Annotated in this window: 10 protein-coding genes; 4 read left to right on the top strand and 6 right to left on the bottom strand. The window is 40.9% G+C overall.

The window, feature by feature from the left end:
* Positions 1-606 precede the first annotated feature (606 nt).
* Both H6G06_RS23745 and H6G06_RS23740 read left to right on the top strand, forming a co-directional pair.
* Positions 607-930 carry a phasin family protein gene (locus H6G06_RS23745; RefSeq protein ID WP_190564528.1) on the top strand — a complete coding sequence of 108 codons (324 nt, stop codon included), beginning with the start codon at positions 607-609 and terminating at the stop codon, positions 928-930.
* An 82-nt stretch (positions 931-1,012) separates the two neighbouring features.
* The gene (locus H6G06_RS23740; protein ID WP_190564527.1) at positions 1,013-1,540 is read left to right on the top strand and encodes an FKBP-type peptidyl-prolyl cis-trans isomerase; all 528 of its coding nucleotides are present in this window, start codon (positions 1,013-1,015) and stop codon (positions 1,538-1,540) included.
* A 69-nt stretch (positions 1,541-1,609) separates the two neighbouring features.
* Here the strand turns inward: H6G06_RS23740 and dnaB are convergent, their stop codons facing one another.
* The 4 genes from dnaB to H6G06_RS23720 all read right to left on the bottom strand — a co-directional run bounded on the left by dnaB (position 1,610) and on the right by H6G06_RS23720 (position 6,907).
* Complete coding sequence (gene dnaB / locus H6G06_RS23735) at positions 1,610-4,987, bottom strand: replicative DNA helicase (RefSeq protein ID WP_190564526.1); 3,378 nt, start codon at positions 4,985-4,987, stop codon at positions 1,610-1,612.
* Positions 4,988-5,169: 182 nt separating this feature from the next.
* Positions 5,170-5,628: a 50S ribosomal protein L9 gene (rplI, locus tag H6G06_RS23730; RefSeq protein WP_190564525.1), complete on the bottom strand. Its 459-nt coding sequence runs from the start codon at positions 5,626-5,628 to the stop codon at positions 5,170-5,172.
* A 314-nt stretch (positions 5,629-5,942) separates the two neighbouring features.
* Positions 5,943-6,281, bottom strand: coding sequence for a carbon dioxide-concentrating mechanism protein CcmK (locus tag H6G06_RS23725; protein WP_190564524.1), 339 nt, complete (start codon positions 6,279-6,281; stop codon positions 5,943-5,945).
* Positions 6,282-6,304: 23 nt separating this feature from the next.
* The gene (locus tag H6G06_RS23720) at positions 6,305-6,907 is read right to left on the bottom strand and encodes a DUF3318 domain-containing protein (protein WP_190564530.1); all 603 of its coding nucleotides are present in this window, start codon (positions 6,905-6,907) and stop codon (positions 6,305-6,307) included.
* 70 nt (positions 6,908-6,977) lie between these two features.
* Between H6G06_RS23720 and H6G06_RS23715 the strand changes: the two genes are divergently transcribed.
* The gene (locus H6G06_RS23715) at positions 6,978-7,217 is read left to right on the top strand and encodes a hypothetical protein (protein ID WP_190564523.1); all 240 of its coding nucleotides are present in this window, start codon (positions 6,978-6,980) and stop codon (positions 7,215-7,217) included.
* A 166-nt stretch (positions 7,218-7,383) separates the two neighbouring features.
* Here the strand turns inward: H6G06_RS23715 and H6G06_RS23710 are convergent, their stop codons facing one another.
* Complete coding sequence (locus H6G06_RS23710) at positions 7,384-8,055, bottom strand: N-acetylmannosamine-6-phosphate 2-epimerase (RefSeq protein ID WP_190564522.1); 672 nt, start codon at positions 8,053-8,055, stop codon at positions 7,384-7,386.
* Positions 8,056-8,201: 146 nt separating this feature from the next.
* Entirely contained in the window at positions 8,202-10,163 is a 1,962-nt protein-coding gene (locus H6G06_RS23705; protein WP_190564521.1) for a GAF domain-containing sensor histidine kinase, read from the bottom strand.
* Between the two features lie 210 nt (positions 10,164-10,373).
* Here H6G06_RS23705 and cobN point away from each other — a divergent pair, with 210 nt between their 5' ends.
* On the top strand, positions 10,374-14,258 hold the full coding sequence (gene cobN / locus H6G06_RS23700; RefSeq protein WP_190564520.1) for a cobaltochelatase subunit CobN: 3,885 nt from the start codon (positions 10,374-10,376) through the stop codon (positions 14,256-14,258).
* The last annotated feature ends 125 nt before the right edge of the window (positions 14,259-14,383 follow it).

The raw sequence follows: 14,383 nt of genomic DNA, 5'->3' as shown, positions 1-14,383 counted from the left end.
TCTTTATTCTTTCAAAGTATTATCTTTTCTCGGTTCAGTGGTGGGCGCTTGCCTCACCTCGTTTAATATAGCAACTTCTTCTTTTTTTTGTCAAGGGGTTTTAGAAAAAAAAATTCAGCCTGGAGGATAATTATCTATGGACAACGCTGAAATCCTTTTTGAGTAAGCATTTCAAGGTATCTGTCCATTGCTTTGTCGTGCAGATGGTGTGGGGTAAACAATAATTATCCTCTTGACTACAGCCGTATAGATGATACTTCTTATCGTTTAAGGAGAAAAGGTAAATGGAGAAGAAAAAAACCTTTAACCCAAACCCATTAGAACCCAGGGGTTGACCCATCAAGTTTCGTAATGCGCTCCCTACAGCCCACACCCTATCTCTACCCAGAACTTTCCAATCTTCTAAGACCGGAAATAATTACCCGTGAAACTGGCAACATTATTATTGAAAGGTAATCAGGTCAGTTTAAGTTGTTGATTTCCTTGTGTTGCCAAATTTGTCAAAATATATCTGTAAGCTAGAATCAGTAGGCTTTAAACATGGTCTTAGGGGGTAAGTTCAGGAGCAAAGGTTCGCTGGTTAGAAACAAATAACAGGAAGGTAGTATGGACAGCAACAACTGGTTAGAACAGCTAATGATGCTGGGTATCGGCACGACTTCTTTGGTAGCAGACAAGCTTAAGCAAGTTAGTGATGAACTCGTCAAGGATGGTAAGCTTAATCCTGAGCAAGCCAAGGTGATAATGGATGATATTGTCCAGCAGTTAAAGTCCGAGCAAGGTAGCTGGGAAGTGCAGATGCAACGACAGATGCGAAATATGATGCAGGATTTGGGGGTGGCTCGTCAGTCAGAAGTGGATGAACTACGGGGTAGAATTGATCGTTTAGAACGTCAGGTGCGCGATTTAGAAAATAAGCTTTGGCGCTAGAATACCTCTTGTGATTTAAACTGATTTGTGTGCTGTCGGTAATCTGATTACCAAGCTACCTATATGATGGGGAGGGCAGATTTTGAAAGGAATTTTACTCAGCGTGGTGTTCATGCTGGTGTGTGTCGTGGCTTTGGTATTAGCGCAAGTAGGAGATGGTAAACAGGATACTGCTGTTGCTGCTAAGTTGACTCAAACTCCACCAGCAGCCACTACTGTAATTGAAGAAAAAAATACTGTGATAGTGAGTAATACTATGTCTGATGCCAATGTCGTAACTACTACCTCTGGACTAAAGTACATTGAATTGGAAAAAGGTACTGGAGCAACTCCTCAGAAGGGACAAACGGTTGTGGTTCACTATACCGGCACTTTAGAAGACGGGACTAAGTTTGATAGTTCACGAGATCGCAAGAGTCCCTTCAGTTTTAAAATTGGGATTGGACAAGTAATCAAAGGCTGGGATGAAGGACTGAGCAGCATGAAAGTAGGCGATCGCCGGCAGTTGATTATCCCTTCAGAGTTGGGTTATGGTTCTAGAGGTGCTGGTGGTGTGATTCCACCCAACGCTACTTTGATTTTTGATGTGGAGTTGTTGGATATTAAATAGTTAAAAAAGACTGGGGACTGGGGACTGGGTAATAAAAAGAAAAACCTTAATTCCCAATCCTCATTTTTTTTAATAATTATTTGGTCTAGCTAGGTTTTTGAATTTTGTAAATTGTGGATCGAATAAAAGTTTCACGGTGCCTGTTGGTCCGTTGCGGTGTTTAGCAATTATCACTTCTGCTATTCCCCGATCTGGCGTATCTGGTGAATAATATTCATCGCGATAAAGCATAATTACTAAATCCGCGTCTTGTTCAATTGAATTGTGGACGATGATATTATTTGCCACAAAATTATGCAAATGAGGAACTGTTAGGTCAAATACTTCTTCTTCTCCATCAGGTATAATTGCCACAATTTCATCCCAATAGACATCACTGTTGGCAAGAGTAAGTAAATCCCTTGATTCAACAATATTAGCAATTTTTAATGCTCTTTCTCGACTTAAGTTTGCCTTGGAAAGTGTAGAACCACAAATAGTTTGTTTACCAGAAATAAGTAGATGTCTTGGTAAACACAGATGTTGTTGAGGATTTAATTCATCAAGTCTTTCCCAACCATCAATTGTGAGGAATTTGTGATTAGCTGTTGCCCTAATTTTTTGTCCTAATCGAGTTTTTAATGTAAATACAGGTTTCACACCTGTGGAAAAGGCATTACTAACAATTGCTTTTTCTAACTGCATTGTGTTTTCATTTAATGCCCAAACTGCAAAACCAGATTTACCTACTAATTCTTTAATTGGTACTTGTAATCCGGTATCTGCTAATGTGACTAGACTATCACCTGTTAAACAACCAGATTCTCTTAAATCTGACAACATGGGACGTTTATTGGTGCGTGCTTCTACTCCTCGACTTAACTGTGATAAAGCAATTACGGGAACAGATAATTCACGGGCTAAACCTTTTAAAGAACGGGTAATTCTCGATAATTCCTGAACCCGATTATCTCCTGCTCCTTCCATTAATTGCAAGTAATCTATGACAATTAATCCTAGTTCTGTGTTCTGTTCTGCTTGCAGTCGTCGCGCTTGACTCCGCATTTGGGTGACAGTAATGTTCGGAGTGTCATCGATGAAAATTGGCATTTCTGAAAGCATACCAATGGCACGGCTTAAAGGTTCCCATTGGGTTTGGCTGATGCGGCCACTCCGTAAATAACCACTTTCAATTCCTGCTTCACTAGCTAATAGTCGCTGTACTAGCTGTTCTTTGGACATTTCTAAGCTGAAAACTGCAACTGGTAATTTATAACCAGCAGCGATATTGTGAGCTAGGTTAAGGCAAAATGCCGTATTGTGAACACAAATATCATTAGCAATAAAGTTGTGTGTTTCGGGAATTGTTAAATCATAAACTTGTTTGTTACCAACTGGTTCAATAGAAATGATTTCATCCCAATATACATCACTATTTGCTAATTGCTGAAGTGGTAAATTATCTAAAGCAGTGGCTAAACTCCATAATCTTTCCCGTTTTAATGCCCGCTTACCGACATGGATATTTGTATAGCTTTTAATCCCAGCCCGTTGAGCTAAACTACTCCAAGTTTCGCTACCTTTAGCTACTGCTATCTGTTCCCAAATCTCTACAGGTATTAAGTCATGATTGGTTTGATATCTTTTTTGATATATTGCTTCTGTAACTTTTGCTAATGCTGCTTCTTTGCCAAAAATGCCAATTTCTGCAATGAAGTTTTTGATAGATAAAGCATCAGTAATATCTAATTGCCATGCTAGTCTACGAGTACTATTATATTTTACAGACCGTTTTTTCAAAGCAGCAATAATTCCAAATCTTAATAACAGATGTTGAATTTGTCTTGCTAGTTTTTCGCTGACTGTACAATAACCTAATTGTGATTGACCACTATTAAGTAAAGTCGCCCAACCATCAGTAGCAAAGAGGCGATTTAGAAACAATGATAATTGTGATTTTTCTAATTTAAAGACAATTGATGGAATAGTTTTAGCATTAGCATTTTTACCCCATAAACCTAATTTTTCTAACCAAATTATCAAAGCATTTTTACTCGATTCGCTGATACTAGCAAATTCATGAGGTGCAAATTCTTCTAACTCCATTCCCAGAGTTTTACACAATAGCTGAAAAGTGTCATCATTGGGTACGCACTCTCCTTTCTGCCACATACAAAGTAAAGATGGAGTTACTCCTAGTTCATCGCTCAATTTTTTAGCAGATAATGAACGAGAACTAATAGCAATTTTGAGACTTTCCGCAAAAAGCTGTCTTTGAGTAGCAATAAATTCCAAATCTCCGCGAACACATAATGAAGGTGTCCGTTGTCCTTGGGAATCTTCCCATCTTACTGACAAACCACCAAATTCAGTTACTGCTTGGGAAAACTCTGTTTGCAGTAATGGATTACTGTTTGTAAATCTAGGAGTACTATTAGTTAAACCACCATCACCAATTAAATATCCTAATAATTTGACTTCACACTCGCGGATAGTTTCTGTACCAAACACATCTATTTTCCGAGGGATGGCAATCTTATTTCCAACTTGGAGATTTTCTAACCTCTGCCAACCTTTAATAGTTAAAAATGGGTGAGTAATTGTAGTTTCAATTGCCCGACCCAAGCGAGTTGTGACTCGGAAAACTGGTTTAATTCCATCATCTACAAATGCAGATGGTTGGGTAAAGGTCAATTTCCAATCATCATTTAATGTTAATAATGAACCTTGCCGTTGCTGATACAATTCTTCAATTGTGGAAATTTGTCCATCTGCTAGGACGATTTCTGAGTCATAACTCAGGCATTTACCCATTGATGGCCTACCAGCGACGATAATTAAATCAGAACGCTGAAAACCAGTGGTCATGGCATCTAAATCATAAAAACCGCAGGGTATACCGGGTAAAGCGATGCCTTCATGTCTTTTTTCAACTTCTTGAAAGGCATTAATTAAGGTATCAGAAATGTGAACTAAGCCAGATTGGGGTTTTTCTTGAGTAACGCCAAAAACTTTCTGTTCTGCTTGGTCAAGGACTATGGGTAATTCTGTTTGTGTCTCGTAACCAAGTTGTACAATTTCATTGCCGGCTTTGATTAATTGCCGTCGCAGATGTTTTTCCATGACTAACTCTGCTAAGGCATCTATGTTAACTGCTGATACAGTGCGGTCTACTAAAGTGGCTAATTTATTTCTGCCACCAATGCGGGTTAGTTTATCATTGTCACTCAGCCAACTGGTAAGGGAAAGTAAGTCTGTAGGTTTATTTTGGGCGTGGAGAGTTAGGGCGGCTTGATAGATTTCTCTGTGGGGATTAATATAAAAGGCTTCGGGAACGAGGCGATCGCGCACTCGCCCTACTGCTTCTGGATCTAGAAGAATACCCCCCAAAATCGCTTCTTCTGCTTCGATGTTTTGGGGTGGTAGACGATCGCTGCCATCGCCTTGAAAACTCAGTTCTTCAGCCATAAGCGATTTGGGTTTTGTGAGCAAGTTTTAAATATTAACGCAATTTGGCTTGTTAGGAGACAAAAGGTAAAAGGTAGAAGGCAAAAGGAAACAGGCAAAAGGCAGAAGGGAATACATTATTCTCTCCATCACCCCGTTACCTCATCTTCCTCTTCCCTGTCACCTGTCACCTGTCACCTGACTTAGCTGGCAACAACTTCGATATCGATTTGCGCTGTTACTTCAGAATGCAGTTTAATTTCGGCTTTGTATGTACCCAAGTGGTTAATATCAGGGATAGTAATACCGCGCCGATCAATTTCTTGACTGGTAGCTGCTTGAATTGCTTCTGCTATATCTTGGGTGGTGACTGTACCGAAAATAGCTTCGTTTTCACCCACTTGCTTGGCAATTTTCAAGCTGGCAACTTTTTCCAGGGCTGCTTTTTGTTCTAGTGCTTGTTGTTTGAGTTCTAGTTGCCGTTGACGTTCTTGTTCACGACGGCGTTCTACTTGTCTGAGAATACCAGGAGTAGCATGAGTAGCTAAACTCTGGGGAATTAGATAATTTCGAGCATAGCCGGGTGCTACATCCACTAAGTCGCCGGATTTTCCCAGCTTGCTCACATCTTTTGTTAATACTAACTGCATTCGTTTCGCCATTGTTTTCCTTTTTTCCTGTAAAATCTCATTAACTTGGGTGTCAGCAGGATAGCTTACAAAAGTGCAGCTTGACCTTGAGCGACTTTGCTTATATCCCAAAGACTAAAGATTGTAGCTAATTATGGGGGGCGATCGCAACTCTAAATCGCCAAAAACATTCGCTAAGACTCAGGATTCATCTCTGACTCTACAGAAGTTGGAGGCTTTGGTATTTATAATCAGGGTTAATGCAATGATAGATGCTCTAATGCGAGCAAATAATATTATAACTTAATAATTCATAATTTATACTTGAAGATTTCCATCTGTAATTTTTAATTACTGAGTGGAGGAGGAAAACAGATATCAGCATTAAATTGGCCAATATTGGCACTTTGATAAATTGGTAAAACATATTCTAAGTTTTCATGGGGACGGGGAATAATGTGATGGCAAAGAATCTCACCACCATTAACTTTTAAAACTGATTCTATTCCTTGTTTTACTGCCATATTCACTTCACCGACATCACCGCGAATTAAGATTGTAATTCTTCCTAAATCAGTGTTTTCATAGCCGACAAATGTGATCCGGGCAGCTTTACACATTGCGTCTGCTGCTTCCACTGCGGCGGGAACGCCATATACTTCTATCATGCCTAGTGCTAACGTCAATGTTGCTTGACACTCCTGCTAATTTATTGATAATTTTCTGGAATACCTACGGGTGACAAACCTGCGATCGCTCTCAAGTTTTGACAACGAATTAATTCATTAAAATCTAAACTAAAACGCCCTTCAATTTTTGCTACTGTCTCAATGGCAGTTAACAAATGTTGGGCAGCTTCTGCTTCTAAGTAACCCCGTCTTTGGGCGATAAAAATGGCTGTTGTATCGGCTTTTAATTCTGAGGATTGAGATTGATTCATCCGCCAGATCCGCACACCAGCTAAAGCACTTAATCCCCCAGCAATAATTACACCTACCACATCAGATTGAGCAGCTTCCACTACTCCACCTAATAAACCTGCTAAAACCACTCCTTGATAAATGTCTGGTTGTAACCACTTCATCCCCGTTAACCAACTAACCTGATGTAACAGTAATAAATCTCGTTGTGGCTTAGTCAAACGCCGCCACAGATCAAAATTAATATATATTGGCCGTTCCTGACTCCAGGGTAAGGGAAAAGCAGCATAAATCACCTTGTTTTGTTCTGGTTTACTGACGATTTTGGTCATCATGCGCCCAGAAGCAGGCATCACATCCAACAAACGGCGAATTTCAATATTTGGCTCCATCATGTCCATTATTAGGCATAATAGTATATGTATATTAAATTACTACTAAGATTACAATTTTATAATTTATATGGATGCTTTTGCTCCCACACCACCAGAATGGACAAATCAGGCAGTTCACGCTTATGAATTTTGCTGTCCCAAATGTCACTCCAGCAGTAGAGAAGCAGTACAAGTTTGGTTAAATAGGCGATCGCCTGTGACAACACCAGATCATCGTCGCAAGTGGCAAGAATTCTACCTTTGTCATTGTACTTGCGCTTGGTGGGCTTGGAGTAGCGATCGCCCGAAGGGCGCTGCCGATAGATAGCGTGGCGTAAGCCATAGGCGATCGCAAACCTCCTACCGAACTAATCTAGGTTGAGAATATCGCGTCAGGGGGATTTGCTTATTGAACAAAGTTTCGCGCAATCTCCGTCAGGAGATCCCGTAGGGTAGAGGCAAAGGAGCAAAGACGCAAAGTAAGAAAATAACTATTAATCACTATTCAATGCTGATTTATAAGCTTTAACTTGCAAATCAATCCCAGTAATTGCCGTACCCACTACAACTGCATCTGCACCTAAATCCAGTGCTTTGCTGGCCTGGTCTGGGGAAGAAATACCACCTTCACAAATTACGAAAGTATTTAATTTTGCTACTATCTGTGTCAGGAGTTCCCAACCTGGAGGTGCAAAACTTTTGGTTTCAAAAGTGTAACCAAATAGAGTAGTGCCAACAATATCAGCACCAGCATCTACAGCTAATTCTGCGGCTGTAAATGTATCCACATCGGCCATGACTGGTTTACCTAATTCTTGATGAATGCGGGTAATAATATCAGCTAATTTTTCATCACCAGGACGATTTCTGGTAGTTGCATCTATAGCAATAATATCTGCTCCGGCTTCAGCGACTGCGACAGCATGATGAAACTGAGGGGTAATGTATACATCAGAACCAGTTATGACTTGCTTCCAAAGTCCGATAATTGGTACTTTTACTTTTTCCCGCACGGCTTTGATATGATTGGGTGTGTCAATCCGTACAGCCACAGCACCATTATTAACAGATGCTTGTGCCATTGCTGCAATTACCATTGGGTCATGTAATGGCGAATCTAAAGGTGCTTGACAGGAAACAATTAATCCTTTTTGTAAATTAATCATGTTGAATTTTTATTATTTGATAATGTACCAACTTATAAAATATTCTGACTCCTGTACGGGCGTATCCCTAACGGGACTGGAAGCATCAGCATTTGGGCGATAAATTATCGGTTTTTTCCCAAGTTGATTTTCCGAATGCTTCGCCCCTACTTCAATTGTTTTGGTATCCAGACAGTAAAAATAGAGCCGATGCCTACAGTGGATTCTACTTCAATTCGACCCCGATGGAGTTCTACAAGTTGTTTAGTTAAAGCTAAACCAACTCCTGTACCTTCGTAGCGACGATGATAGGGTGTATCAAGTTGTTGAAACTTCTCAAATAGTAGTGGTAATTTCTCTTCTGGTATGCCAATACCTGTATCTTCTATTTGAAATATAGCAGTATTGTCTTCTACCCACAGGCGTAAAGTGACACTACCACCTTCTGGGGTGAACTTGATGGCATTAGCCAATAAATTCCAGAGAATTTGTTCTATTCTTCCAGAATCAGCGTTAAAGAGATCATATGTAGGATTAATTTGCAAATCAAGTTTCAGGGTGACTTTTTCGCTTGTTGCTTTTTCTAATAGGGAGTCTAATATATTTTCTGCTGACTTCACTAAAGAAAATTCAGAAATATTTAATACTGTTTTACCAGCCTCAATCTGTGATAAATCGAGGATGTCATTAATCATTTCTAATAAATGTTCACCACTGTCATGGATAGTTTGTAAATAATCCCGTTGTCGTTGACTTAATTCACCCAAAGGCCAACGCAATAATGTAGAAGACATCCCGATTACATAAGTTAAAGGTGTGAGTAATTCATGACTAATAGTAGCAAGAAATTCACTTCTAAGACGGCTGGCAGCTTCTGCGGCCAATAGGGCTTCCCGCAGTGCCATCGTGCGTTCAATCACTCGTTGTTCTAAGGTTTGTTTTTCTTGAGTCAGGGTGCGTGTAGCTTCTCGCAGAGATCCCATTAACTCAGATTGATGAATAGCTATAGCTAACTGTTCTGCAATTGAAGATAACAAGCTTTTTTCACTTTCAGTCCAATTACGGGGAGTATTGCATTGATGAGCAATCAACAAACCCCAAAGTTTGTCTTCAAAAATAATAGGTGCTGCCAACTTCGCATTGATTTTGCTTTTTCTTAAAAAATTCAATAAACAATCTTCAAACGCATAGGTTTTTTCTACATCATCCACAGCTAAAATAAAGCCTTGATGATACTTTTCCCAACATCGAGAATTTCGGGTCAGCCAATCTTCTTCCTGATAATTTAAAACAGAGGAAATGGAATCTGTAGCCAGGGATTCATAGACTACACAACCTCCATACTGTTGACAATCTTGTTTTATAAATTGGGCGTTTACTACCGACGGCGGTGAATCTTGACAGTTAAGTGATGTGTTTTGATTCTTGACTGGAGATGACACAAATTTATAGATTACTAATCTATCTAATGCCAAAAATTCACGTACTTGTGTAATTGCCATATCCATAATGACTGGCAAATCTAGGCTTTTACGGATTTGCGTTGTTACCTGATTCAACAGCCTTTCTTGGGCAATTTGTTTTGTCAAGGCATCTTCCACGGCTTGACAACTAGAACCCTCTAGAGGAATAGAAATTCTAGGTGTTTGTACCTCCTTGTTAACAAATGGGAGGAGATATTCTAATAACAACAGCGTGAATTTAGTTTGCAGCGTCGCATCATTAGGAGAAAGAACTTGCTGATATTGGGCGATGTTTTGGTAAATGTAAGAATTAGACTCAAACAAATTTCTTAATTTCGACACAAAGACAGCGATCGCTTCTGAATTAAATGTCAAACTAGCATTGAGGGAATCAAAGGGAATTTCTTCTTTATCTGTTCCCCTGCTTTCTTCCTCTGCTGCTTCTATGTTGCCTAGCAGTAACGCACTAAATTGCTCAGAAACCACAAGCGTAAACCGTTGCTTTTGCCATTCGACGGGAATACGAATTCGTGCCAACACAGCTTCTGTCAGTATTAAAGCAGCACTGCCTACTGCTTGAGCCATCTGCTGCAACAATTCCCCAAGCCGATTAAATACAATCAAAGGCAAGGTTCGAGAAAAGCTCAAATCGGGAGAACTAAGCATTTTCAAAATTCTAATGAGATGGGCTGAATGCCTACGTAGGGCAATGGGTAACTGACAAAGGGCAAGGGTAGGCTAAAATCCTTGTTGCTTGCCCCCCTTCTTTCCAGTACGCTGCGTGTTGACGTAGCCTGTGCGTAGGGGACTACGGTTTCCTTCCTGGTTTTTTGTGATTGTGTACTAACCAAAAGTTTAAGGTAGTAATAGAGAATTATGCATCGTATAAGTGCTACACCAGGTGGATGGAATCAGTCAGAAGGTTTGATTTTTCTAGAACAAACCCCAGCCCCTTTCGTGTTTATTACTGCTGCTGATACCGACATTCAAACTCTAGCAGCAGTAGTACCAAAATTACCTGCACAATTTCCTGCTTTAAGGGTTGCCAACCTGTTGCAATTACAGCAACAAATAAGTATAGATACTTATGGCGAGCAAGTGTTAGAACTTGCCCAAGTAATTGTTTTGCGCCTATTAGGAGGACGTTCCTATTGGACGTATGGTTTGGAAGTAGTACAGGAAATAGTGCAACGTCAGGGTACAACTTTAATTGTAATACCAGGAGACGACGCTCTTGATCCAGATTTAATCTCTCATTCCACTGTTTCCTCAGAAATTGTTAACCAAGTATGGCAGTATTTTAGAGAAGGTGGTATAGAAAATTTCCTGAATGCTCTCCAATTTATCGCTGATATCTCCCTGTTAACTAAATTCAATCCTCCACCACCGCAAGCTGTCCCCCGTGTGGGGAGATGGGGAGATGGGGAGCAGAGGAGCAGGGGAGCAGAGGAGAATAATTTATTCCCAATCCCCAATTTCCAATTCCCCAAAGTAGGTATTTTATTCTACCGCGCTCATTATTTGGCGGGAAATACTCAGGTTATTGAGGCTTTATGTACTGCTTTAGCAGAGAAAAATTTACAACCTGTGCCTGTTTTTGTTTCTTCTTTGCGTGAACCGGGTGTTAGCAATGAGTTGATGGAGCTTTTCCAACCGAAAGACTCTGATCATGTTAGCTTGTTACTTAATACCACGAGTTTTTCTTTAGCGCGGTTGGAAACGGAAACACCCCAAATTGAACTGTGGGAAAAATTAGATGTACCTGTGTTGCAGGTGATTCTTTGCGCTAGTTCTGTTGAACAGTGGGAGTCACAGTTACAAGGTTTGACTCCCCGTGATATGGCGATGAATGTGGTGTTACCAGAGGTAGATGGGCGCATTATTAGTCGGGCTGTGTCTTTTAAAACCTTACAGACTCGCAATAATGACTTAGAAACTGATGTGGTAGTCTATGAACCAGTGAGCGATCGCATTGAATTTGTCGCCCAACTGGCTGCTAATTGGGTACGATTACGCCATAAACCACCCCAAGAACGTCGCATAGCCTTGATTTTGGCAAATTACCCCAACACTAATGGCCGCCTTGCTAATGGCGTAGGACTGGACACTCCTGCTAGTTGTGTGGAAATTCTCAAAGCTTTACAGTTGGCTGGGTATGAAGTGGGAAATATCCCTGCTGATGGTGATGAATTAATTCAGATGTTAACCGCTGGTGTTACCAATGACCCAGAAGGCAAAGATTGGAAACCAGTAAATCAAAGCCTTTCTGTAGAAGAATATCACGAGTATTTTGTTACTTTGCCAGCAGAAGTACAACAACAAATTATTAAAAGATGGGGCGCACACACTGATGGAAACACAAATATACAGATAGGTAATTCTTTCTCCCCTGCTCCCCTGCTCCCCTGCTCCTCTGCCTTTCCCATTTCCGGTATTCAATTTGGCAACTTGTTCGTAGGTGTTCAGCCTTCACGGGGTTATGAAAATGACCCTAGTTTGAATTATCATGCACCTGATTTAGAACCTACTCACGCTTATTTAGCTTTTTATTATTGGGTGCGGGAAAAATACTCTAGTTGTTTTGGTGCGGATGCAATTGTTCATGTTGGGAAACATGGAAATTTAGAATGGCTACCTGGTAAAAGTGTGGCTTTATCTAATACTTGTTATCCTGAAGTTGCTTTTGGGGCTATGCCTCATTTATATCCTTTCATTGTTAATGACCCTGGTGAAGGTTCTCAAGCGAAGAGACGCGCCCAAGCAGTAATTATTGACCACCTGACACCCCCTATGACTCGTGCTGAACTGTATGGGGCTTTGCAACAGGTAGAAAATTTAATTGATGAATATTACGAAGCAGAAAGTTTAGATCCTTCTCGTTTACCAACTTTACGCGATCGCATTCAAGAATTAGTCATCAAGGAAAATCTCTACAAAGATTTAGGTATCACAAATCCTCAAGATATCGTAAATTTTGAATCTTTGATTTTAAATTCTTTGGATGGTTATTTGTGTGAACTTAAAGAAGCGCAAATTAGAGACGGTTTACACATTTTCGGACAAGTTCCCCAAGGTAGACAGTTACGAGATTTAGTTGTGGCGATCGCTCGTATCCCCAACCGCTATTGTATGGGAATTACCCGTGCGATCGCTCAAGACTGGGGCTTAGACATTGACCCCCTCACCACAGACCTCAGCACCCCCTTCACCCCTCGTTTATACGTGGATGCGTCTGTACGTATTTGCTTGAGAGTCAGATTATGTCGTACACACGGCGATGTCGTCGAACTCCTAGAAGAAGAAGCCGCTGATCTAGTTGAAAGGCTGATAAATTACGAGTGCATCATCTTCAGTCCCTCCGATTCCCCAATGAATCCAGTTGTCAGATGGATTCAATCAAAACTCCTCCCTGCACTCCGACAAACCCACCAAGAAATCACCAACTTATTACGCGGACTAGACGGTAAATACGTCCCCAGCGCCCCATCTGGCGCACCCACACGGGGAAGACCAGAAGTTCTCCCCACCGGTAAAAACTTTTATGCTGTAGATATTCGCGCTATTCCTACAGAAACAGCTTGGGATGTGGGGAGAAAAGCAGCGGAAACTCTAATTGAAACCTACACCCAAGAACATGGAGAATATCCGAAAACTCTGGGTTTATCAGTCTGGGGTACATCTACCATGCGGACTGGAGGTGATGATATTGCGGAAGCTTTGGCTTTACTGGGTGTAAAACCTGTTTGGGATGGTGCAGCACGAAGAGTAGTAGATTTTGAAATTTTGCCTTTATCAATTTTGGGTCGTCCCCGCGTTGATGTGACTTTAAGAATTTCGGGATTTTTTCGCGACGCTTTCCCCAACTTGATTGATTTATTTTCCCAAGCGGTGGAAGCGGTTGCTAAGTTAGATGAACCAGCTGAGGAAAACCCGTTAGCAGATGCAGTTCGTCAAGATACTAATTTATGGACTCAACAAGGTTTAAGTGTGGAGACTGCACAAGAGAGATCGCTATATCGTGTCTTTGGTTCTCAACCTGGTGCTTATGGTGCAGGACTTCAAGGTTTAATTGCTTCACAAAACTGGCAAACTGACCAAGACCTAGCCCGCGCTTACATGAATTGGAGTTCCTACGCTTACGGGGGAACAGGGAACGGGGAACAGGGAACAGGAACAAAGAATACTGCCACCTCTATCGAAGCTTTTGAACAACGCTTGAAGCAAATGCAAATAGTTCTACACAATCAAGATAACCGTGAACACGATTTGCTCGATTCTGATGATTATTATCAATTTCAGGGCGGTTTAACGGCTGCGGTGCGTTCTCTACAAGGGAAAAACCCAGAAACATATTTTGGCGACAATTCCAACACATCCCAGCCAAAAGTCCGCCAACTGAGAGAAGAAATTGCACGGGTGTATCGTTCGCGTGTGGTTAACCCCAAATGGATAGCGGGAGTCATGCGTCACGGTTACAAAGGCGCTTTTGAAATGGCTGCAACGGTGGATTTCTTATTTGCCTATGATGCTACGGCTCAATGTGTAGAAGATTATATGTATCAGGGTGTTGTGGAGAGTTATCTAGAAGATCCGGTTGTATGTGAATTTATTCAAGATAAGAACCCTTGGGCTTTGCGTGATATGGCAGAAAGGTTGCTGGAAGCTCACCAGCGGGGTTTATGGGAAGATGTAAATCGAGAAACGTTGGAAAATTTGCGAAATCTAGTACATCAAGCGGAAGGTGCGATCGAAGAAAAATGATGTCATCAGTTTTATGATCTTAAAAGATGATGTCAAAAGCGGAAGCTTTTAGCCTTCCGCTTCGACAAAACAGAAAATTCCCCCCACTAATTACTTGCCTCCGATAACTGTTATTTATAGCCATG

The organism is Anabaena sphaerica FACHB-251 (assembly GCF_014696825.1).
Classification (GTDB): domain Bacteria; phylum Cyanobacteriota; class Cyanobacteriia; order Cyanobacteriales; family Nostocaceae; genus RDYJ01.
The sequence above is the reverse complement of the archived record's forward strand: the minus strand, read 5'-3'. Positions and strand labels throughout refer to the sequence as shown.

What these genes read in the sequence shown, in the direction of transcription:
- H6G06_RS23745 (WP_190564528.1), top strand. Translation starts at nt 607, where the DNA reads ATGGACAGCAACAACTGGTTAGAACAGCTAATGATGCTGGGTATCGGC.
- dnaB (WP_190564526.1), bottom strand. Translation starts at nt 4,987, where the DNA reads ATGGCTGAAGAACTGAGTTTTCAAGGCGATGGCAGCGATCGTCTACCA.
- rplI (WP_190564525.1), bottom strand. Translation starts at nt 5,628, where the DNA reads ATGGCGAAACGAATGCAGTTAGTATTAACAAAAGATGTGAGCAAGCTG.
- H6G06_RS23720 (WP_190564530.1), bottom strand. Translation starts at nt 6,907, where the DNA reads ATGGAGCCAAATATTGAAATTCGCCGTTTGTTGGATGTGATGCCTGCT.
- H6G06_RS23715 (WP_190564523.1), top strand. Translation starts at nt 6,978, where the DNA reads ATGGATGCTTTTGCTCCCACACCACCAGAATGGACAAATCAGGCAGTT.
- H6G06_RS23710 (WP_190564522.1), bottom strand. Translation starts at nt 8,055, where the DNA reads ATGATTAATTTACAAAAAGGATTAATTGTTTCCTGTCAAGCACCTTTA.
- H6G06_RS23705 (WP_190564521.1), bottom strand. Translation starts at nt 10,163, where the DNA reads ATGCTTAGTTCTCCCGATTTGAGCTTTTCTCGAACCTTGCCTTTGATT.
- cobN (WP_190564520.1), top strand. Translation starts at nt 10,374, where the DNA reads ATGCATCGTATAAGTGCTACACCAGGTGGATGGAATCAGTCAGAAGGT.